The organism is Isoptericola sp. NPDC060257 (genome assembly GCF_042726645.1).
Classification (GTDB): domain Bacteria; phylum Actinomycetota; class Actinomycetes; order Actinomycetales; family Cellulomonadaceae; genus Isoptericola; species Isoptericola nanjingensis.
Window position 1 is genome coordinate 1 of the sequence record NZ_JBHXAW010000056.1, and the last position, 19,327, is coordinate 19,327.

General features: G+C 74.9%; 22 protein-coding genes. 10 read left to right on the forward strand and 12 right to left on the reverse strand.

Annotation, left to right across the window (positions count from 1 at the left end):
• Positions 1–291: HesB/IscA family protein (locus ACFWEK_RS06985; protein WP_430553567.1), on the reverse strand; the 291-nt coding region annotated here is incomplete at its 3' end.
• A 112-nt stretch (positions 292–403) separates the two neighbouring features.
• Positions 404–916 carry a hypothetical protein gene (locus tag ACFWEK_RS06990; protein ID WP_430553568.1) on the reverse strand — a complete coding sequence of 171 codons (513 nt, stop codon included), beginning with the start codon at positions 914–916 and terminating at the stop codon, positions 404–406.
• A gap of 146 nt (positions 917–1,062) precedes the next feature.
• On the opposite strand from ACFWEK_RS06990, the gene nadA reads away from it, so the two are divergent.
• From nadA to ACFWEK_RS07005, 3 genes are all read left to right on the forward strand, one after another.
• On the forward strand, positions 1,063–2,292 hold the full coding sequence (gene nadA / locus ACFWEK_RS06995; RefSeq protein WP_430545212.1) for a quinolinate synthase NadA: 1,230 nt from the start codon (positions 1,063–1,065) through the stop codon (positions 2,290–2,292).
• A 44-nt stretch (positions 2,293–2,336) separates the two neighbouring features.
• Entirely contained in the window at positions 2,337–2,948 is a 612-nt protein-coding gene (locus tag ACFWEK_RS07000; protein WP_430553569.1) for a DJ-1/PfpI family protein, read from the forward strand.
• An 81-nt stretch (positions 2,949–3,029) separates the two neighbouring features.
• Positions 3,030–3,566, forward strand: a complete 537-nt coding sequence (locus tag ACFWEK_RS07005) for an acyl-CoA thioesterase (protein WP_430545603.1) — start codon at positions 3,030–3,032, stop codon at positions 3,564–3,566.
• Between the two features lie 25 nt (positions 3,567–3,591).
• Here ACFWEK_RS07005 and ACFWEK_RS07010 read toward each other — a convergent pair whose 3' ends face one another.
• Genes ACFWEK_RS07010 through ACFWEK_RS07020 form a run of 3 tightly spaced genes read right to left on the reverse strand, consistent with a single transcriptional unit; the run spans position 3,592 to position 7,632 of the window.
• On the reverse strand, positions 3,592–4,134 hold the full coding sequence (locus ACFWEK_RS07010; RefSeq protein WP_430553570.1) for a hypothetical protein: 543 nt from the start codon (positions 4,132–4,134) through the stop codon (positions 3,592–3,594).
• On the reverse strand, positions 4,124–4,606 hold the full coding sequence (locus tag ACFWEK_RS07015; RefSeq protein WP_430545209.1) for a pyruvoyl-dependent arginine decarboxylase: 483 nt from the start codon (positions 4,604–4,606) through the stop codon (positions 4,124–4,126). Before ACFWEK_RS07015 ends, ACFWEK_RS07010 begins: the two co-directional genes overlap by 11 nt.
• A gap of 17 nt (positions 4,607–4,623) precedes the next feature.
• Positions 4,624–7,632, reverse strand: coding sequence for a response regulator (locus ACFWEK_RS07020; RefSeq protein ID WP_430553571.1), 3,009 nt, complete (start codon positions 7,630–7,632; stop codon positions 4,624–4,626).
• Between the two features lie 156 nt (positions 7,633–7,788).
• Here ACFWEK_RS07020 and ACFWEK_RS07025 point away from each other — a divergent pair, with 156 nt between their 5' ends.
• Both ACFWEK_RS07025 and ACFWEK_RS07030 read left to right on the forward strand, forming a co-directional pair.
• The gene (locus ACFWEK_RS07025; RefSeq protein WP_430553578.1) at positions 7,789–8,151 is read left to right on the forward strand and encodes a response regulator; all 363 of its coding nucleotides are present in this window, start codon (positions 7,789–7,791) and stop codon (positions 8,149–8,151) included.
• Positions 8,148–8,531, forward strand: coding sequence for an Hpt domain-containing protein (locus tag ACFWEK_RS07030; RefSeq protein WP_430545206.1), 384 nt, complete (start codon positions 8,148–8,150; stop codon positions 8,529–8,531). The genes ACFWEK_RS07025 and ACFWEK_RS07030 overlap by 4 nt, the downstream gene beginning before the upstream one ends.
• A 12-nt stretch (positions 8,532–8,543) precedes the next feature.
• On the opposite strand, the gene ACFWEK_RS07035 is transcribed toward ACFWEK_RS07030, so the two are convergent.
• Both ACFWEK_RS07035 and ACFWEK_RS07040 read right to left on the reverse strand, forming a co-directional pair.
• Complete coding sequence (locus tag ACFWEK_RS07035) at positions 8,544–9,347, reverse strand: hypothetical protein (RefSeq protein ID WP_430553572.1); 804 nt, start codon at positions 9,345–9,347, stop codon at positions 8,544–8,546.
• A 16-nt stretch (positions 9,348–9,363) separates the two neighbouring features.
• A complete protein-coding gene (locus ACFWEK_RS07040; RefSeq protein ID WP_430553573.1) occupies positions 9,364–10,788 on the reverse strand; it encodes a dipeptidase in 1,425 nt (474 codons plus the stop codon).
• A gap of 30 nt (positions 10,789–10,818) precedes the next feature.
• On the opposite strand from ACFWEK_RS07040, the gene ACFWEK_RS07045 reads away from it, so the two are divergent.
• The 3 genes from ACFWEK_RS07045 (at position 10,819) to ACFWEK_RS07055 (ending at position 13,027) form a co-directional block, all read left to right on the forward strand.
• Entirely contained in the window at positions 10,819–11,433 is a 615-nt protein-coding gene (locus tag ACFWEK_RS07045) for a DUF3043 domain-containing protein (protein ID WP_430553574.1), read from the forward strand.
• A 26-nt stretch (positions 11,434–11,459) separates the two neighbouring features.
• Positions 11,460–12,473 (forward strand): aldo/keto reductase family protein, encoded by a 1,014-nt coding sequence (locus ACFWEK_RS07050; RefSeq protein ID WP_430545202.1) that lies wholly within the window; start codon positions 11,460–11,462, stop codon positions 12,471–12,473.
• Between the two features lie 95 nt (positions 12,474–12,568).
• Entirely contained in the window at positions 12,569–13,027 is a 459-nt protein-coding gene (locus ACFWEK_RS07055) for a GNAT family N-acetyltransferase (protein ID WP_430553575.1), read from the forward strand.
• 42 nt (positions 13,028–13,069) lie between these two features.
• On the opposite strand, the gene ACFWEK_RS07060 is transcribed toward ACFWEK_RS07055, so the two are convergent.
• Positions 13,070–13,804 (reverse strand): YitT family protein, encoded by a 735-nt coding sequence (locus ACFWEK_RS07060; RefSeq protein ID WP_430553579.1) that lies wholly within the window; start codon positions 13,802–13,804, stop codon positions 13,070–13,072.
• A gap of 249 nt (positions 13,805–14,053) precedes the next feature.
• On the opposite strand from ACFWEK_RS07060, the gene ACFWEK_RS07065 reads away from it, so the two are divergent.
• Entirely contained in the window at positions 14,054–15,523 is a 1,470-nt protein-coding gene (locus ACFWEK_RS07065) for a PLP-dependent aminotransferase family protein (RefSeq protein ID WP_430553576.1), read from the forward strand.
• A gap of 24 nt (positions 15,524–15,547) precedes the next feature.
• On the opposite strand, the gene ACFWEK_RS07070 is transcribed toward ACFWEK_RS07065, so the two are convergent.
• The 4 genes from ACFWEK_RS07070 to ACFWEK_RS07085 are packed head-to-tail and all read right to left on the reverse strand — an operon-like array spanning position 15,548 to position 17,719.
• Entirely contained in the window at positions 15,548–15,754 is a 207-nt protein-coding gene (locus tag ACFWEK_RS07070; protein ID WP_430553577.1) for a hypothetical protein, read from the reverse strand.
• Complete coding sequence (locus ACFWEK_RS07075) at positions 15,751–16,860, reverse strand: quinone-dependent dihydroorotate dehydrogenase (protein ID WP_430545198.1); 1,110 nt, start codon at positions 16,858–16,860, stop codon at positions 15,751–15,753. The genes ACFWEK_RS07070 and ACFWEK_RS07075 overlap by 4 nt, the downstream gene beginning before the upstream one ends.
• Positions 16,857–17,363: a hypothetical protein gene (locus tag ACFWEK_RS07080; RefSeq protein ID WP_430545197.1), complete on the reverse strand. Its 507-nt coding sequence runs from the start codon at positions 17,361–17,363 to the stop codon at positions 16,857–16,859. The genes ACFWEK_RS07075 and ACFWEK_RS07080 overlap by 4 nt, the downstream gene beginning before the upstream one ends.
• On the reverse strand, positions 17,360–17,719 hold the full coding sequence (locus ACFWEK_RS07085) for a hypothetical protein (RefSeq protein WP_430545196.1): 360 nt from the start codon (positions 17,717–17,719) through the stop codon (positions 17,360–17,362). Before ACFWEK_RS07085 ends, ACFWEK_RS07080 begins: the two co-directional genes overlap by 4 nt.
• Before the next feature lie 63 nt (positions 17,720–17,782).
• Here ACFWEK_RS07085 and ACFWEK_RS07090 point away from each other — a divergent pair, with 63 nt between their 5' ends.
• Positions 17,783–19,273, forward strand: a complete 1,491-nt coding sequence (locus ACFWEK_RS07090; protein WP_430545195.1) for a leucyl aminopeptidase — start codon at positions 17,783–17,785, stop codon at positions 19,271–19,273.
• Positions 19,274–19,327: the final 54 nt, after the last annotated feature.

Consider the following 19,327-nt stretch of genomic DNA (forward strand, 5'->3'; position numbering starts at 1 on the left):
GCCCTGCTTCTCGATGGTGTCCGCGAAGTCGATCTTCGCGCCCTCGAGGTAGGGCACGCTCATGCGGTCCACGACGACCTCGACGCCGTCGAAGTCGCGCAGCGCGTCGCCGTCGAGGAGGCGCTCGTCGAAGTAGAGCTGGTAGATGAGGCCGGAACAGCCGCCGGGCTGGACGGCCACCCGCAGACGGAGGTCGTCGCGGCCCTCCTGCTCGAGCAGGCTGCGAACCTTGTCGGCGGCGACGTCGGACAGGTCCACGGCGTGCGTGGCGATCTCGGTGGTGTCGGTCATGCTTCCTCCAACAGGCGGACCGGTACGGCTGTTCCCGATCCTACGCGCGAATTCCGCGGGCGCGATGACGCGGGTCACAGGCGCGGCGCGGCAGCCGTCGAGGTCGTGGCGGTCAGGCCCAGGACGGCGCCCAGGTCCGCGCCACGCGCGCGGTCGCCGTCGCGGCGTCGGGCCCCGTCTCGTGCACGCCGCTCACCCCGGCCCCGGACCACTCGCGCCGCGACACCTCGCTGCGGCCGGCCAGCACCACGACCGGGACGGCGTGCGGGGCGGCGGCCGCCACGGCGGCCGGGACGCGCCCCTCGCGCAGGGTCGTGCCGTCCAGCACGGGGACGTGCACGACGACGAGGTCGGCCTCGGCGGCCGGGCCGGCGAGCGGCCCCTCCTCCGGCCCCGCGACGCTCGACAGCCCGAGGGCGCCCAGGGGGACGAACACGCCCGCGAGCGCCGGTCGCGCCTCCCCGGGCGGCGCGGCGTCGGACGGTTTGTCGGACGGGTTGTCGGACAGGGTGGCGGGCAGGACGACGGTGGTCACGTCGCACGACGGCGCGGCCTCCCGCCACGCCGTCGCGAGCGCGGGAGCCAGAGGGCGGGCGTCCTCGCCGACGCAGAGCAGCACCTGCATGCCGCGATCGTGGCACACCCGCTGGCGCCACGGACGCTCGACGCCCCGGCCGCGCCAGAGAGGCGGACGCGCGGCCCGCCGCGCACGGCCGCTGTGCGAGCGGACGCACGGCGCGCCGCGGCCGGGCGCTGTGGAAATATGAGCGCGTGACCACCCTGCTGAACGACACCGCGGGCACCACGACCGGCACCACGACCGGTTTCGCCGAGCCCGCACCCTCCGCGCTGCTGCTGCTCGGCCAGGGCCGCGACCTCGCCTCCGAGCGGGGCGTCGAGTGCACCGGGGCGCTGCCGTCGCCGTCGGACCCGGACCTGGTGGAGCGGGCCCGCGCCGCGCGGGCCGCCCTGGGCGAGCGCGCGTTCGTGCTCGGGCACCACTACCAGCGCGACGAGGTCATCGACTTCGCCGACGTCACCGGGGACTCCTTCAAGCTCGCGCGCGAGGCCGCCGCCCGCCCCGAGGCGGAGTTCGTCCTGTTCTGCGGCGTCCACTTCATGGCCGAGAGCGCCGACATCCTCACGTCGGACGCCCAGCAGGTCGTGCTGCCCGACCTCGCCGCGGGCTGCTCCATGGCGGACATGGCCGAGATCGGCCAGGTCGAGGAGGCGTGGGCGGTGCTGCAGGACGTCGGGATCGCCGACGACACCGTGCCCGTCACCTACATGAACTCGTCCGCCGCGATCAAGGCCTTCACCGGCCGCCACGGCGGCACCGTCTGCACCTCGTCGAACGCGCAGGTCGCGCTGCGCTGGGCGTTCGACCGGGTGGGCGGCGTGGAGGGCACCGGCAAGGTGCTGTTCCTGCCGGACCAGCACCTGGGCCGCAACACCGCCGTCCTCCAGCTCGGCCTGAGCCTGGACGACTGCGTGGTCTACGACCCGCGCAAGCCGCTGGGCGGCCTCACCGAGCAGCAGCTGCGCGACGCGCGCATGATCCTGTGGCGGGGGCACTGCTCGGTGCACGGGCGGTTCTCCGCGCGCAACGTCGAGGACGTCCGGGCGAAGGTGCCGGGGGTGACGGTGATGGCCCACCCGGAGTGCAAGCACGAGGTGATCACCGCGGCGGACCAGGTGGGGTCCACCGAGTTCATCATCAAGGCCCTCGACGCCGCCGAGCCCGGCAGCTCCTGGGCGATCGGCACCGAGCTCAACCTGGTGCGCCGGCTCGCCAAGGCGCACCCTGACAAGCAGGTGCACTACCTGGACTCGACCGTGTGCTTCTGCTCGACCATGAACCGCATCGACCTGCCGCACCTGGTGTGGGCGATGGAGTCGCTGGTCGAGGGACGCGTGGTCAACCGGATCGTGGTCGACGCCGACGACGCCCACTGGGCCCGCGTGGCGCTCGACCAGATGCTGGCGCTGCCCGGGATCTGACATGACCGTGGGGCCGTGACGGCCCTGACGACGCAGGAGAAGGCATGAGCACCGACGGCGGGCTCCACATCGGCATCCTCGTGTTCGACGACGCGGAGGAGCTCGACGTCGTCGGGCCGTTCGAGGTCCTCGCGGCCTGGGAGCAGCACTCGAGCAGCGAGTCGGGGCCGAAGCCGCACGTGAGCACCTTCTCGCGCGACGGCGACGGCGTGCGCCTCGCCAAGGGCCTGCGCCTCGTGCCCGCCCACTCCGCGGACGACGTCGGCCCGCTGCACGTGCTCGTCTACCCGGGCGGCTGGGGCACCCGCGCCATGATGGCCGACCCGACCCACCTGGAGTGGCTGCGGCAGGTGCGCGTGCAGACGCCGGTCCTCGCGAGCGTGTGCACGGGCGCCCTGGTGCTCGCGGCGGCGGGGCTGCTGGCCGGCCGCCCGGCGACGACGCACCGCGACCACTACGACGAGCTGGCGGAGATCGACCCCAGCGTCGTCGTGGACACCGAGGCGCGGTTCGTCGACGACGGGGACGTCGTGACGGCGGCCGGCGTCTCGGCCGGGATCGACATGGCCCTGCACCTGGTGGCGCGGCTCGAGTCGCCCGAGGTGGCGCGCGCGGTGCGCCGGGGGATCCAGTACGACCCCGCTCCCCCGGTCTGACCTGCAGCACGTCCGCCCGCCCGGCCGGGCGCAAGTATCTGGTACCGCCGGTCGCCGATATACCCTGCGCGGGTGACTCGAATGATCCAGCTCACCTGGGCGTCCCTGCGTCCCCGCAAGCCGGTGCCCGGCCAGGGCCTGCTCGACCCGTCCGTGACGCGGATGCGCGTGCGCCCCGGCGACCTCGACCTGTACCTGCACGTCAACAACGGCTCGTACCTGCAGATGATGGACGTGGCACGGTCGAACTTCATCGCCGACCTCGACGGCTTCGCCAAGATCGGCGACCGCAAGTGGTACCCGGTGGTCGCGGCGTCGACCATGACCTACAAGCGCTCGCTCAAGCTCGGAGACCGCTTCGAGATCGCCACGCGCGTGCTCGGCTGGGACGAGCGGGTGATCTACATCGAGCAGGTCTTCACCTGCCGCGGGCAGCTCTACGGCCGCGGCTACGTGGCCGGACGGTTCCTCGGCCCGGGGAACGCCCGGATCCCCGCGCCGGACGTCGTCGCGCTCATGGGCCCGGAGGCGCCGGCGCAGAGCCCCGACCTGCCCGACGACGTCGCCGCCTGGGCGCGGGCGCTCGACGTCGCGCACCGGGACCCCGAGCGGGCCTGACGCGCGTGGGCGGCAGCGCGCGCCGTCAGTGGAACGTCGTCGCGTAGTAGGTCTGCCGGTCCACCGTCTCCACCGTGACGTCCTGCGTGCGCTCCAGGCGGCGGCGCAGGTTCTCGGCGAACCGCAGCGAGTCGTCGTTGAACCGGGAGACGTCGTACGCGCAGACCACCCGGTGCTCGGCGAGTCGCGCGACGAGGGCGTCGATCATGTCCATGAACGTCCGCGTCGACCGTCGGCCCGGATGGGCGAGGGTGAAGCCGATGTACCAGATCGCGCCACGCGCGGCGTGCTCGGGGTAGCGCTCGGCGAAGAACTCCGGGCTCACCCAGGGCACAGCGGCGAGGTCGGTCGCCAGCGTCGTGAGCCCGACCTCCTTCCCCTGCGCATCGTGGGCGAGGAGCTTGAGCACGCGCGGGTCGCTCATCTCCTCGTCGAACTCCTCACGGTGCAGCACGTGGCGGGCCGCGGCGCGCGTCCGCAGCGGCTCGAACGCCTCGAGGTAGAGCGCCCAGAACCGCTCGGCCGCCTCCCCGGTCACCGTCGCCTCGAACGTCACGTCAGCGCGCACGGCCCAGCTCCTCCCATCCGGCGCGACGGAACGTCGCCACCACCACGGCGCACACGGGAAGGGTCTCGCAGGCCATCCCGATGATGCGGCGTCCCTCCTGGTGGTACATGCCCCCGCGCGTCGCGGACAGGTCGTCCAGACTGTGCACGAGATCGGTCTCCACCTGCTCGTGCGACGGGCCGTCGTGCTCCACGAAGAGCCCTGCGCCGCTGCCGTCGTCGCGCCGTGACCACGCGACACCGGCCCAGGCCTCGTGGCCGGGCAGGGAGGCGTGCCCCGCCGCGTACACGCAATACAACGCGTCGCCGTGCTCGCCCCGGAGCTGGTCTCGCCCTTCCACCTCGAGGACCGTGCTGCCCGGTGGCACCACCGAGCTCAGCCGGACCAGGTTGAAGTCGCCCACGCCGGCGGCCACGAGGGCCGCGTCGAAGGCTGCGAGCGTCGTGCGGCCCCTCCCGGTGCCGGCGCTCACGCGAATGGTCAAGTCGCTCATGGGGTCCTCGGGGTCGGTCCGGTCTGGTGGTGGGCGGAGGAGTCGGCGGTCCGGCCCGCGGCGGCGTCCAGCAGGTCCAGGACAGGGCGCAGCACCGCGTCCGGCGCCTCCCGGCCCTTGGTGAGGAAGACGGTACTGCCCAGACGGAGGTCCTCCCGCTCGACAGGGCCGACGTCGGCACCCGAGTAGACGACGAGGGGGGTCCGGTGCAGGCGGCCGCGGCGCCGCAGGTCCGCCACCAGGTCGTGGCCCGTGCCGTCGGGCAGGCGCAGGTCCAGCAGCACCAGGTGAGGCTCCGGCCCGTCCGCGAGGGCGGCGCGCGCCTCGGCGAGGCCCCGCGCCGCCGTCACCACCAGTCCCGCGCCCTCCAGGACGGTCGTCAGGACGGCGCGGAGGTCGTCGTCGTCCTCGACGACGAGGACGTTCTCGTGGTGCGGGCGCAGCCGGATGACGTCGCGGACCGTCGCCGCGAGCCGGGCGGGGTCCACGGGCTTGACGAGCCAGCCGTCCGCGAGCGCCGCGGTCTCCCGGGCGTCCGACGCCGCCGTGCCCGACACGACGACGACCGGGAGCTCGGCGGTCGCCGCCGAGTGCCGCAGCCGTCGGAGCACCTCGGCGCCTCCGGTCCCGGGCATCGCCAGGTCCAGCACGATCGCAGCGGGATGCTCCGCTTCGACGGCCTCGAGCGCCGCGCGGCCGTCGGTCACACCCACGACGGCGTACCCGCGTGCCTCGAGGACGGCGCGCAGCACGTCGACCACGTACGGGTCGTCGTCGACGACGACGACACGGACGTCCGTGGCGACGCGGGCGGCCTCCGACGCGGGTACGGGGTCGGAGCCCGGGTCGGAGTCCTTCACCGAGCGGACGGGGGCGGTCGCCGGCGGGGCGGGCGTCGCGCCCGCCGGTGCGTCGTGGTCCGCCGGGCCGAGAACGACCGCGCGCGGCAGGGTCATCCGGAAGCTGGACCCGCGGCCGTCCCCCTCGCTGAGCGCCCACATCCGCCCACCGTGCCGCTCGACGATGCTCCGGGCGATGGCGAGACCCAGTCCCGTGCCGCCCCGCTCGCGAGCGTCCGAGGCGTCCACCTGCTCGAAGCGCCGGAAGACGGTCTCGAGCTTGTCCGGCGGGATCCCGCGGCCCTCGTCGTCGACCCGCACCTCGACCAGGTCCCCCACGGTCCGGACGGACACCCGGACGGTGCTCCCCCGCGGCGAGAACTTCACGGCGTTGCTCAGCAGGTTCGTCAGCGTCTGCACGATGCGTTCGCCGTCCACCAGCACAAGCTCCGTCGTGCCGTCTGACGACAGCACCACGCCGGCGTCGTCGGCCTGGATCGACACCTGCTCCGTCGCGGCCGCGACGAGCCCGTCGAGCCGCTGCTCGGCGAGCACCAGCTGCGCGGTCCCCGCGTCCATCCGCTCGACGTCGAGGATGTCGTCCACGAGGCGGCCCAGGCGCTCGCTGCTCGTGAGGGCGATGTGCACCATGCGGGCGGCCTGGTCGGAAGCCCGGTCGAGCACCCCGCTGTCGAGCAGCCCCAGCGCGCCGCGGATCGAGGTGAGCGGCGTGCGCAGCTCGTGGCTCACGACGGAGACGAACTCGTCCTTGATGCGCTCCACCTCGCGCCGCTCGGAGATGTCGCGGAACACCACGACTGCACCGGTCACCACGCCGTCAGTGCGCAGTGGGCTCGCAGCGACCTCGACGGGGACGTCCTTGCCGTCCGGGCGCCGGTAGACGTCCTGCTCGGCCGTGGCGGTCAGGCCTTCTCGCAGAGCCTCGGCGATGTAGCAGCCTTCGGCGGGGTACGGGGTGCCGTCCTCGGCAGGCGCGTGGAACGACTCGTGCGCGTCGCGTCCCACGAGGTCGGCCGCCGCCGTGCCCAGCGTCCTGGCGCCGGCGGCGTTGACGAAGGTGACACGTCCGGCGGAGTCGACGCCGTAGATGCCGTCGGCGACGGACTCGAGCGTGCGCTCTCGCTCGCTCGCCAGCGCCCGCAGCTGTGCCGTGCGTTCCTCCACCCGCCGTTCCAGCCCGCCGCGCAGCGACTCGTTGTCGACGACGACGAGGATCTGCCGTACCGCGACGGCGACGAGGACGGCCACCCACAGCGTGTTCGCGACCCCCGAGACGCCGTCGTTCGCCCCCGACTGCCACACCCGCGCGAGCGCTGCAGCGAGGAAAAGCCCGAACGTGACGACGGTGCCCAGCACGGGCGACCCGTCCGTCCGATGCCCCGTGATGGGGCTACCGGAAGCTGCGGGGTGGCGCGCCGCGACGGCGATGGCGAGATAGCCGCCCACCCACCCGACGTCGACCGGGCTGCCGAAGCTGAAGCCACCCTCGACTGTGAGGAGCGCGAACGCCACGTCGGCGACCGCGTACAGCACGAACCCGATGCCGACGAGGCCGAGCGGCACGCGCTCGGCGGCCGGGGAACGGGTGAGCACGAGGACGGCGAGGGTCGCCAGGAGCGCGTCCACGACCGGCAGCGCGTACGCGGTGAGCACCGGCTCGGCCTCGAAGCCGCCGGTACCCCCCAGGGCGACGCTGAAGACCGCGATGTACAGGACCGAGCCTCCGACGACCACGCTGTCGAGCAGCATGCGCACCAGCTCGTGACCGCGCGGTCGCACGGTCGGGAACAGCGCCATCCCCACCACGCCGAGCAGAAGCGCTGCGATGTAGGCGGTGTCGCCGGTCTCCGGGTCGCCCACCAGACCCGCGTACACGTTGCCGAGGAGGCCGACCGCGCCGCCCAGGGACAGCAGTCCCCACGCGCGGCGTCGACGCCCCGTCGAGCGCGCCGCGCGCCAGCCGCAGCTCAGCGCCGCGACCACGCCGGCCGCTGCGATGGCGCCGCGAGAGATCGCAGCCTGCGCGGCCTGGTCCAGGGGGCCCGCCAGGAGCACCACCAGGGCCAGCACCAGCACCGCCGCGACCCAGCACCAGCGCACGAACCTCGCGTGCGCCCGCGCCGTCGCCTGTCGCGCGTCCCCCATGGGCCCGAGGGTAGGAGAGGTTCGCGCGCTCCGCCCCCGAAGCCGACGCCCGGAGCGACGAAAGGCGTCCTCGCGTGTCGGGGGGTACCGTCGTGCGGACTCGGAGAAGGGCACTGACAGGAGGCGCAGCACGTGGCGACGGGGGGCCGACGCGTGGTGGTCATCGACGACGATCCGTCGATCAGGGAGGTGGCAGCCGTCGCGCTGTCCGCCGTCGGGGGGCACGAGGTGCACACGGCCGGCGACGGCACGGAAGGCCTGGACGTGGCGCGTCGCGTGCGCCCGGACGTGATCCTCCTGGACGTCATGATGCCCGTGCACGACGGGCCGACCGTCCTCGGCCGGCTGCGTGCCGTCCCCGAGCTGCGCGAGGTACCGGTGGTGTTCCTCACCGCGAAGGTCGGTAGCCAGGACATCTCGCGGCTCGACGGCCTGGGTGCGACCGGCGTGCTGACGAAGCCCTTCGACCCGCTGAAGCTGCCCTCCGACCTCGCTGACGTGCTGGGTTGGGACGCGTGACCGCCTCGCCCGGCACGCCGCAGGGCCGACCGAGGACCGGGTCGGACGGCGAGAACGGACCGGGCCCCGACGGCGGGGGGCTCGACGACGCGGGTCTCGACGACGCGATCGCCGCCCTCGGGCGGCGCGCGCGCGAACGCAACCGGGGACGGGCACGGCGGCTCACCGAGCTCCTCGCGACAGCCGAGACCCGGGACGACCCCGTGGCCCGCGAGGAGGCCGTACGGCTCTGCCACACGATGGCGGGCTCGGCCGCGACGTTCGGCGACGTGGGGCTCTCCGAGGCTGCCGGGCGGCTCGAGGCGGCCCTGAGCACGGGCGTCGATGCCGACGTCCCGGTCGCTCTCGACGTCCTCCGCGCGGCGGCCGGGGTGAGCTGAGGCTGCGGCGCGTCAGCCGGCCGCGTCGGTCACGAGGGCGTGCGCCTCGTCCGCCGCGGACCTGACGGCCGCGTCCCCCGCCCCATGGGCGCCGGCGAGCGCGTCGAGCTCGGCGACGAGCTCGCCCGCCGCGGCGGGGTCTCCGGCGCGTACCGCGAGCTCCGCGAGGTAGGCGAGCGCCGGCGCGAGCTCTGCCGCGGGCGTGCCGCCCTCGGCACGGGAGCGGCGGACGGCGCCGCCCAGGAGCTTGCGGGCCTGGGCGACGTCGCCGTGCGAGTCGCCGACGACGACGGCGTTCTCGAGGGCCCGCGCCAGGGGCCCGCCACCACCCGTCGTCCAGGAGGTCGTGCCGCCCTCGCCCGCGACGACCGGCGCGTCGGGCAGCCGGGTGACCCGCACCCAGTTGCCGGCCGGGTCGATCAGGCTGAACCCGCTGAGGCCCCCGTTGTTCGCCCTCTTCCTCGGCCGGGTCACCCGGGGCGCCCCCGACAAGGGCAGCCGGCCGAACAACGTGCGCAGACCGGCGGCGAACGTCTCGTAGACCGGCTCGGTGTCGGGGACAGCCACGACGCACGTCGAGTGGCTCTGCTCCGGGTCCCAGCCCGGCATCCCGTAGTACTGCAGCTGGAGCCCGCCCCGGCCGAGAGCCACGATCGGGTTGGGCCGGCGCTGCCGGTAGGTGACCTCGAGGCCGAGCGTCGTCCAGAACGCGACCAGCTCGTCGAGGTCCGCCTCGTCACCCCCGCAGGGCAGCAGCGGCACCATGATCGCCGAGGCGACCGCGTCCTCGAAGCCGTCCCGGGAGCCCTGGGTCATCGCGCCGCCCCCGTTCTCAGCCGTCGAGCTCGGCGACGTGGCGCAGGAGGAGCGCCTCGGCCAGCACGACCTTGCGCAGCTCGCCCAGGTGCACCGACTCGTCGGCGCCGTGCGCGCGGGAGTCCGGGTCCTCGACACCGGTGACGAGCACGGCCGCGGCGGGGAAGAACTCGAGCAGGTCGGCGATGAACGGGATCGATCCGCCGACGCCGATGTCCACCGGGTCCGTGCCCCAGGCCGTCGCGAACGCCGAGCGCGCCGCGCGCATCGCCGCGGAGTCGTCGGCGGCGTGGAAGGCGCGGCCCTGCTCGCCCGGCCGCCAGGTGACGCGCGCCCCGAGGGGCGCGTGCGCCTCGAGGTGGGTCCGCAGCGCGTCCTCCGCCGCCTGCGGCTCCTGTCCCGGCGGGATGCGGAGGGACAGCTTCGCGGCCGCGCGGGGCGCGATCGTGTTCGACGCGTGCGCGACGCTCGTGGCGTCGATGCCGATGACGGACAGCGCCGGCTTGGCCCACAGCCGCCCGGCGATCGTGCCCTCGCCCGCGAGCGAGACGCCGTCGAGCAGCGAGGAGTCGGCGCGGAACGGCGCCTCGCCGTAGTCGACCTCCGGCTCGGGGGCGCTGACCAGGCCCGCCACCGCGACGTTGCCGACGTCGTCGTGCAGCGTGGCGATCAGCCGGGCCAGCAGGGTGTTCGCGTCGAGCACGGGACCGCCGAACATGCCCGAGTGCACCGCGTGGCCCAGCACCTCGACCTCGACGACGCCGTCGACCAGGCCGCGCAGCGAGGTGGTGAGCGCGGGCACGCCCACCTTCCAGTTCGTGGAGTCGGCGACCACGATGACGTCCGCCGCGAGCAGCTCGCGATGGTCGGCGAGGAACTGGCGGAAGCTCGGGGACCCCGACTCCTCCTCGCCCTCGACGAACACGGTGATCCCGACGGGCAGGTCGCCGCCGCCCTCCTCCGCGAGGGCGGCCAGGGCGCGCAGCGCGCCGACGTGCGCGACCAGCCCCGCCTTGTCGTCCGCGGCGCCGCGGCCGTACAGCCGTTCGCCCACCTGGACCGGCTCGAACGGGTCGGTCGCCCACCCGGCGGCGTCGCCGGGCGGCTGGACGTCGTGGTGCGCGTACAGCAGCACGGTCGGGGCGCCCTCGGGTGCGGGACGGCGCGCGACGACGGCGGGCGCCCCGGGCGTCCCGTCGGGGCGGGCCGAGCGCAGGATCCGCACGTCGGGCAGCCCTGCGTCGCGCAGCAGCGCGGCGACGGCGTCGGCGCTCGCCGCGACATGCGCCTGGTCGAAGGCCGCGGCCGAGACGCTCGGGATGCGCACGAGGCGCTCGAGGTCGGCCTGGAGGGCGGGGAACTGCCGCTCGACGTGCGCGCGCAGGGTGGTGGCGGCGTCGAGGTGCTGGGCGTTGCCGGGGGTGTCTGTCACGCGGCTCACGCTACCTGCGCGCTCGACTACTCTGGGAGCGTGTTCTCCCGCAACAAGCCCGACGCGACGCCGTCGTCCCCCGGCTCCACCGACCCCGTCGACGCGGCCGCCGAGATCGAGAAGACCGGCACGCCCGGCGGCAAGGGCCGCCCGACGCCCAAGCGCAGCGTGTCCCAGGCCGCGAACAAGCGCCCCCTGGTGCCCGACGACCGCAAGGCGGCGACGAAGGCGGCGCGGGAGAAGGCACGCGAGCAGCGCAACCTCGAGTACCGCGCGATGCAGACCGGCGACGAGCGCCACCTGCCGCCTCGCGACAAGGGCCCGCTCAAGCGCTACGTGCGCGACTACGTGGACGCCCGCTGGAACCTCGGGGAGTTCTTCCTTCCCGTCGCGTTCGCGTTCATCGTCCTGAACTTCATCTTCATGCAGAACGCGACGATGGCGGCGCTCGTGCTGATGCTGCTGTACGCGATCGTGCTGCTCACCATCGCCGACGCGTTCCTGCTGTGGCGAGGACTGCGGAAGCGGCTGCGGGCGAAGTTCGGCGAGGTGCCGAAGGGCACGATGATGTACGCCGTCATGCGCGCGTTCCAGATCCGCCGCTCGCGCCTGCCGAAGCCGTCGTCGAAGAAGCACGGCGTCTGGCCGGAGTGACCCCGCGCCGCGCCTAGGGTGGGCGCATGGTCAACTACCGGTACCTCGGCAACAGCGGTCTGAAGATCTCCGAGATCACCTACGGCAACTGGCTCACCCACGGCTCCCAGGTGGAGAACGACGTCGCCACGCAGTGCGTGCGCGCCGCGCTCGACGCGGGCATCACGACGTTCGACACCGCGGACGTCTACGCGAACACGAAGGCCGAGCAGGTGCTCGGTGACGCGCTCGCGGGCGAGCGGCGCGAGTCGCTCGAGATCTTCACCAAGGTGTACTGGCCGACGGGCCCCGGCGGCCCCAACGACACGGGCCTGTCGCGCAAGCACGTCATGGAGTCGATCAACGGCTCGCTGAAGCGCCTCGGCACCGACTACGTCGACCTCTACCAGGCGCACCGCTACGACACCGAGACGCCGCTCGAGGAGACGATGCAGGCGTTCGCCGACATCGTGCGCCAGGGCAAGGCCCTGTACATCGGCGTCTCCGAGTGGACGGCGGACCAGATCCGCGCCGGCGCGGCCCTGGCGAAGGAGCTGGGGTTCCAGCTCATCTCCTCCCAGCCGCAGTACTCCATGCTGTGGCGGGTCATCGAGGACGAGGTCGTGCCCGCCTCGCAGGAGTGCGGGCTGTCGCAGATCGTCTGGTCGCCGATGGCGCAGGGCGTGCTGTCCGGCAAGTACGTGCCCGGCCAGCCCCTGCCCGCCGGGTCGCGCGCGACCGACGAGAAGGGCGGCGCGTCGAGCATCCGCCGGTTCCTCGACGACGACGTCCTCACCCGCGTGCAGGGCCTGCGCCCGGTCGCCGACGAGCTGGGCCTCTCGATGGCGCAGCTCGCCGTCGCGTGGGTGCTGCAGAACGACAACGTCGCGGCGGCCCTCGTCGGCGCGTCCCGGCCCGAGCAGGTCGCGGAGAACGTCAAGGCCTCCGGGGTGACGATCCCGGCCGAGCTCCTGGCGACGATCGACGACGTCCTGGGCGACGTCGTCGTCCGAGACCCGGCCAAGACCGCCGAGAACGCACCGCAGACCCGCGTGGCCTGACCGGCCCGCGGTCCCGGAGGGGACCGACGTAGCGGTGGGTCCTCGTCCCGAGACGCGACGACGACCCACCGCTACGTCGACGCTACGGTGCCGTCGTGCCCTCCCCGACCGTCCGACCCGCCCGCGCCGCCGACGCCGAGGCCCTGTGGCCGCTCGCCCGCGACTTCGCGACGAGCTTCCGGCCCCGGCGGGACGCCTTCGACGACACGCTCCCGGCGCTCCTCGCTCGGGACGACACCCTGCTCGCCGTCGTCACCGGGCCGGCGAGCGACGCGCCGCTCGGCTACCTCCTGGCGAGCGTCCACCCGACGTTCCTCGCGAACGGACCGGTCTGCTGGGTCGAGGAGGTCATGGTCGACCCGACGCACCGTGGCCGCGGGCTCGGCGCCGCGCTCATGGCCCACGCCGAGCGGTGGGCGACGGCCCGCGGCGCCGCCTACGTCTCCCTGGCGAGCCGGCGGGCGGGCTGCTTCTACGAGACCCTCGGCTACGAGGCCTCCGCCACCTTCTACCGCCGCACCCTGCCGTCCGGCGGACGGTCCGTCGCGCCCTGACGGCCGACGGCACGGACGATCGCGTCCCGGACGGTGTGCTGGTCAGCGGTCGCGGTGCTCCCGGGCGACGATGTCGAGCGCGCGGGAGATCTCGCGCCCGCGCCGCGCGACGTCGGCGTCGGTGTGCCGCTGTCTCGTCGCGGCGGCGGCGCGGGCGGCGGGCGCGCCGCTGGTGAGGCCCGCGGGCACGAGCCACCGCCAGCGCACGGTCGCCTGCACCACGGGGCCGACGCCCAGCGCGAAGGCCACCGTGGCCCAGCCGAACGTCCCCCCGAGCAGGATGCCCGCCAGCACGACGACGACCTCGATGCCGGTCCGCACGAGCCGCACCGACCCGCCGGTGCGCTGCACGAGGCCGGTCATGAGCCCGTCGCGCGGGCCCGGGCCGAGCCGCACCCCGATGTAGGCGGCGGTCGCCACGCCGTTGAGGACGATGCCGCCGACGGCGAGCGCCACGCGGGCGACCGGGCCCGGGTCGGGCACGAGCCACGCGTTGGCCGCGAGGCAGGGCCCGATCGCCAGGCTGATGACGGCCACGTTCGCCACCGTGCCGATGCCGGGACGCTGCCGCAGCGGGACCCAGGCGAGCAGCACGAGCACGGACGTCAGCGCGACGACCGTGCCGAACCCGAGGCCCGTGCTGCGCACCAGGCCCTGGTGCAGCACGTCCCACGGCATGCCGCCCTGGCCCGCGTGCAGCATCATCGCCATCGACCACGTGAAGCCCAGCAGCCCGAGGACGAGCTGGGTCCCGCGGCGGACGGGCCCCCAGGGCATCGCCGGGGCCACGGCGGGCACGGCGGCGTCGGGTGCGGTGGTCCCCGTGGTCACGGGCGACGCGGCGGAGGTGGCCCCGGGCGTCCCGGTTCGCGGGCTGCGCGCCGCCCGCCGACGAAGAGGGCCGCGCGGCAGGCGGCGCGGGAGTCGGCGGGGCGGACGACGGACAGGGCGGACAGTCGTGCTCATGCTCCCACCCTCCGTGACAATGGCCTTGCAATCCATATCCATTGGGGCGACAGTGGCCCCGTGACCGTCGTCTCCCCACCTTCCGCCCCGTCCGCGCCGCCCGCCGTCCGGCAGCTCTCCCCCGCCGCCACCGCGCGCCTGCTGGGCGACTGGCGCGCGGGAGGGCCGGCCTACCTCGCACTGTCGGACGCCCTGCGCGCCGCGGTGCTCTCCGGCAGCCTGCCGCCGCTCACCCGGGTACCCAGCGAGCGTGAGCTGGCGACGGCGCTGCGGGTCTCGCGCACCACGACGTCCGGCGCCTACGCCCGCCTGCGCGAGCTCGGCTTCCTCGCGAGCCGGGTCGGCTCCGGCACCGTCACGACGCTCCCCCGCGGCGCCGGCGCGCCGCGCGGGAGCGTGCCGGTCGCGGCGGGCGACGCCCCCACGGACCCGCGCGGCGACGCACCGCCCGAGGCCCCCGTCGACCTGGCCCAGGCGACCCCGTCGGCCACCTCCGCCCTGCACGACGCCTACGCCGCGGCCCTCGAGGTGCTGCCCGGCTACCTGGCCACCGGCGGCTACGCCCACCTCGGCGTCGAGGCGCTGCGGTCGGCGATCGCCGACCGCTACACGGCACGCGGCGTGCCGACCACGCCGGACCAGATCCTCGTCACCACGGGCGCCCAGCAGGCGATCTCCGTGCTCACCGCCGCGTTCGTCGGGCGCGGCGAGACCACCGTCGTCGAGTCGCCCACGTACTTCCACGCCCTGGAGCCGACGCGACGGCTCGGCGGACGGGTGGTCGGGGTCCCCGTGGGCGACGTCGAGACGCTCGCGTCGGCGGTGCGGCGCACCCGGCCCCGGCTCGTCTACCTCGTGCCGGACTTCCACAACCCCACCGGCACGACGATGTCGACCGAGGCGCGGGCGGCGGTGCGCGACCTCGCCCACCGCACCGGCACGACCGTCGTCGGCGACGAGACCCTGACCGACCTGGCCCTCGACCCCGGCGCGCAGGTGCCGGAGCCGTTCGCGGGCGACGGCAGCTCCCCGCACGTCGTGACGATCGGCTCCGCGTCGAAGTCGTTCTGGGGCGGGGTGCGCGTCGGCTGGGTGCGGGCCGACCCCCAGGTGGTGCGCCGGCTGGCGCGCGTGCGCGAGTCGGCCGACATCGCCACGCCGGTGCTCGAGCAGCTCGCCGTCGTGGAGCTGCTGCGCCGTGCCGACGCGATCCTGCCCGGCCGCGTCGCCGAGCTGCGGGCGCGCCGCGACCTGCTCGTCGACCTGGTCCGCGACGCCCTGCCGGACTGGCGCGTGAGCGTGCCGGCGGGCGGGCTCTGCCTCTGGGCCGACCTGGGCCGACCGCTCGCGCAGGCGCTCGCGGCCTCCGCCGTCCGCCACGGCGTCCTGGTCACGCCCGGGCCCGCGTTCACCCCGGACGGCTCGTCGCGCGACCGCGTGCGCCTGACGTTCACCCGCGAGCCCGACCAGTTCGCGACGGCCGTCCCACGGCTCGCCCGAGCCTGGGCGCAGGTGGCACCGGGCGCCTGAGGCCGCGACCCCGCGGCGGTGCCGTCAGACCGACGGCAGCACCACGCCGGGGGTCGCCTGCGCCCCGTCGTGCAGCAGGCGGGCGAGGGTCGCGCCCCCGGCCGCCAGCTCCCGCCAGTGCTCGCCGAGCCACTGCTCGGCGTCGTACTGCGTGGTGAAGACCGGGCTCGGGACGCTCAGCACGCGCCCCTCGGCGTCGTCCAGCGCCCACTCCCAGCGCGCCCGGATCACGCGGCGCTCCCGGTGGAGCCGTTGCCGCGGTCGATGCTGCCGGCCGCGACGGACCCGCGGGTGCGCGTCAGGGCGCGGTTGACCCGCGACGGCCAGAACGGGCCGGAGTAGATGAACGACGTGTACCCCTGGGTCAGGTCGGCGCCGGCGCGCAGGTACGCGCGGACGTCGTCGGCGCTCGAGATCCCGCCGACGCCGATGATCGCCGGGTCGGGCCCGAGGCGCTCACGCAGCCGGGCGACGACCTGCAGCCCGCGCTCCAGGAGCGGCGGGCCGGACAGGCCGCCGGGGCCGCGGTCGTGCCCGATGGTCGTGTTCACGGCGACGACGCCGTCCAGGCCGAGCTCCGTGACGAGGCCCGCCACCGCGTCGACGTCCGCGTCCGCGAGGTCGGGGGCGATCTTCACCAGGAGCGGGACCCGGCGGGTGCCTGCGGCGGCGGTGGCCTCGTCGGCCGCGGCCCGGGCCGCGGTGAGGATGGGGCGCAGCTCGGCGGTGGTCTGCAGGTCGCGCAGGCCCGGGGTGTTCGGGGACGACACGTTCACCACGAGGTAGTCGGCCCACGGGGCGAGCTCGCGGGCGCAGGCGGCGTAGTCGTCGGCCGCGGCCTCCGCGGACGTCGTCTTGTTCTTGCCGATGTTCGCGCCGACCACGACGGCCCGGCCCGCGGGCGTGGCGCGCAGCTCGCGGAGCTGCGCGGCGGCGGCCGGGGCGCCGTCGTTGTTGAAGCCCATGCGGTTGCGGATGCCCCGCACGTCGAGCTCGCGCCACATGCGCGGCGCCTCGTTGCCGGGCTGCGGGCGCGGGGTGACCGTGCCGATCTCCACGAAGCCGAACCCGAGCATCGTGAGGCCGCGGATCGCGCGGGCGTTCTTGTCGAACCCGCCTGCCAGCCCGAAGGGAGCGGGCACGGTGCGGCCGAGCACCTCGATGCTGCCCGGGCCGCCGCTGCCCCGGCCCAGGTACGGCGCGAGGGCGCCCTGGACGACGTCCCGCAGGACGGGGACGCGCCCGGCGAGCGAGATGGCGCCGAACGCGAGCTCGTGCGCCCGTTCGGGGTCCATCCGGCGGAAGACGCCGTTGAAGAGCAGGGTGTACGGGCTCATCGGACCTCCGGGTCGGGGGCTGCGGGCTCGGTGGGCTCGGGCGCGGTCGGTGCCGCCGCTGCGCCGTCGTCACCGCTCGCACCGCGCGGGCGGGTGCGCCACAGCCACCACAGCCCCACGAACGGCAGCACGAGCGGCACATAACCGTAGCCCTGGCCGAAGCCGGACCACACGGTCGTCTCGCCGAAGACGTCGGGCGAGACGGCCGAGGCCGCCCCGACCGCGAGGACGCCCACGGCCTCGAAGCCGACGGTCACCCAGGCGACGACGCGCCAACGGGGCCCGCCCTTGGCGAGGGCGACGGTGGCCAGCACGTACACGACGGCGGACAGCGTGGACAGGGAGTAGGCGACGGGCGCCTCGGAGAACTTGGTGGCCAGCTCGTACGACGACCGGCCGATCGCGGCGAAGGCGAGGATGCCGTAGACGGTGACGAGCAGCCGGCCGAAACCGGAGCCGGTCCGGCGCGCGCCCGCGGCGGGTGCGGGGGCGGTGCCGCTCATGCCGCCCCCCAGATCTGCCACAGGCGCCAGTCGAGGAAGCCCACGGTGAGAGCGGCCACCGCCAGGACGACCGACGACCACTTGGTGCGCTCCGCGAACGCCCAGACGGCGGCCACCGGCAGCACGACGAGGGCCGTGGCGACGTACCCCCAGAACAGCGGACCGTCGACCGGGTGGTCGCGGGTGACCATGAGCACGCCGGCCACCACCGCCTGCACGACGACGAGCGCCTCGACCACGGCGGCGCCGATCAGCTGCTTGAGGATCACGGCGCGGTCCTGGACGACGAACCACAACGCCCACCCGGCGAGCGCGGCGCACGCCAGGAGGACGACGATGAGCAGGGGAAGGACCACGCCCGCAGACTACCGGCCGCCGGGCGCCCGACGGCGGCCGCGGGACGGCGATAGCATCGGCGCGTGGCAGACCTCACCCTCACCGGCAAGAATCCCAGCTCTCTCAAGGTCGACGCCCTCGTCGTCGGCACCTGCTCCACCTCGGACGGCGTCGCCGTCGTCGCGGACCAGCTCCCCGAGGCGTTCGTGCGCCAGATCGAGACCCTCGCGCCCCGTCTCGGCGTCACCGGCGCCCGCGACGAGGTGCGGCGCGTGCCCGCCGGCGACGGCGTGTCCGCCGGCGTCGTCGTCCTCGCCGGGCTCGGCGAGCGCGCGGCCGACGGCACGTTCCCGCACGAGGTGCTGCGGTCCGCCGCCGGCGCCGCCACCCGCGAGCTCGCCGGGACCGACACGGCCGCCCTCGCGCTGCCCGCGGTGGACGAGGACGAGCTCGGGGCCGTCGTCGAGGGGGCGCTGCTCGGCGCGTACTCCTACACGCGCTACCGCACGGGCAAGGACACCAAGGGCGCCGTCGGCAGCATCCAGGTCGTGACGACGTTCGCGCGCTCGGGCCGGGCCAAGGCCGCGGTCGCGCGCGCCGAGGTGCTCGCCGCGGCGGTGCACGGCACCCGCGACCTGGTCAACGACGCCCCCAACGAGCTGTTCCCGGCCGCCTTCGCCGACGCCGCCAAGGCCGCGGCCAAGGGCGTCAAGGGCCTCAGGATCACGGTGCTCGACGACAAGCAGCTCGCCGCGGGCGGGTACGGCGGGCTCGTGGGCGTCGGCCAGGGCTCGTCGCGCGGGCCGCGCCTCGTCAAGCTCTCGTACACGCCGGCCAAGGCCACCGAGAAGGTCGCCATCGTCGGCAAGGGCATCACGTTCGACACCGGCGGCATCTCGCTCAAGCCGCCGGCCAGCATGCCGACGATGAAGTCCGACATGGCCGGTGCCGCCGCCGTGCTGCACACGGTCCTGGCGGCCGCGCGCCTCGGCCTGCCGGTCGCCGTCACCGGCTACCTCTGCCTCGCGGAGAACATGCCCGGCGGCAACGCCCAGCGTCCCGCCGACGTCATCACGATCCGCGGCGGCAAGACCGTCGAGGTCACGAACACCGACGCCGAGGGCCGCCTCGTCATGGCGGACGGCCTGGTCGCCGCCGTCGAGGACGGGCACGACGTCGTCCTGGACATCGCGACCCTCACCGGCGCGCAGATGGTCGCGCTCGGCAACCGCACCTCCGGCGTCATGGGTACCGACGCGGTGCGCGACGAGGTCAAGGCCGCCGCCGACGTCGCGGGCGAGGCCTTCTGGCCGATGCCGATGCCGGCGGAGCTCAAGGCGGGCCTGAAGTCGACCGTCGCGGACATGGTCAACTCCGCCCCCAGCCGCTGGGGCGGCATGCTCTTCGCCGCGCACTTCCTCGCCGAGTTCGTCGGCGACACCCCGTGGGCGCACCTCGACATCGCCGGCCCGTCGTACAACGAGGGCTCGTCGTTCGGGTACACCCCCGCCGGCGGCACGGGCGTCGGCGTGCGCACGATGCTCGCCTTCCTCGAGGGTCGCGCCGGCGCCTGACGCGCCCCCCGACCCGACGCACGACGGCGCCCGGCCGCCCCCACAGGGTGGGCC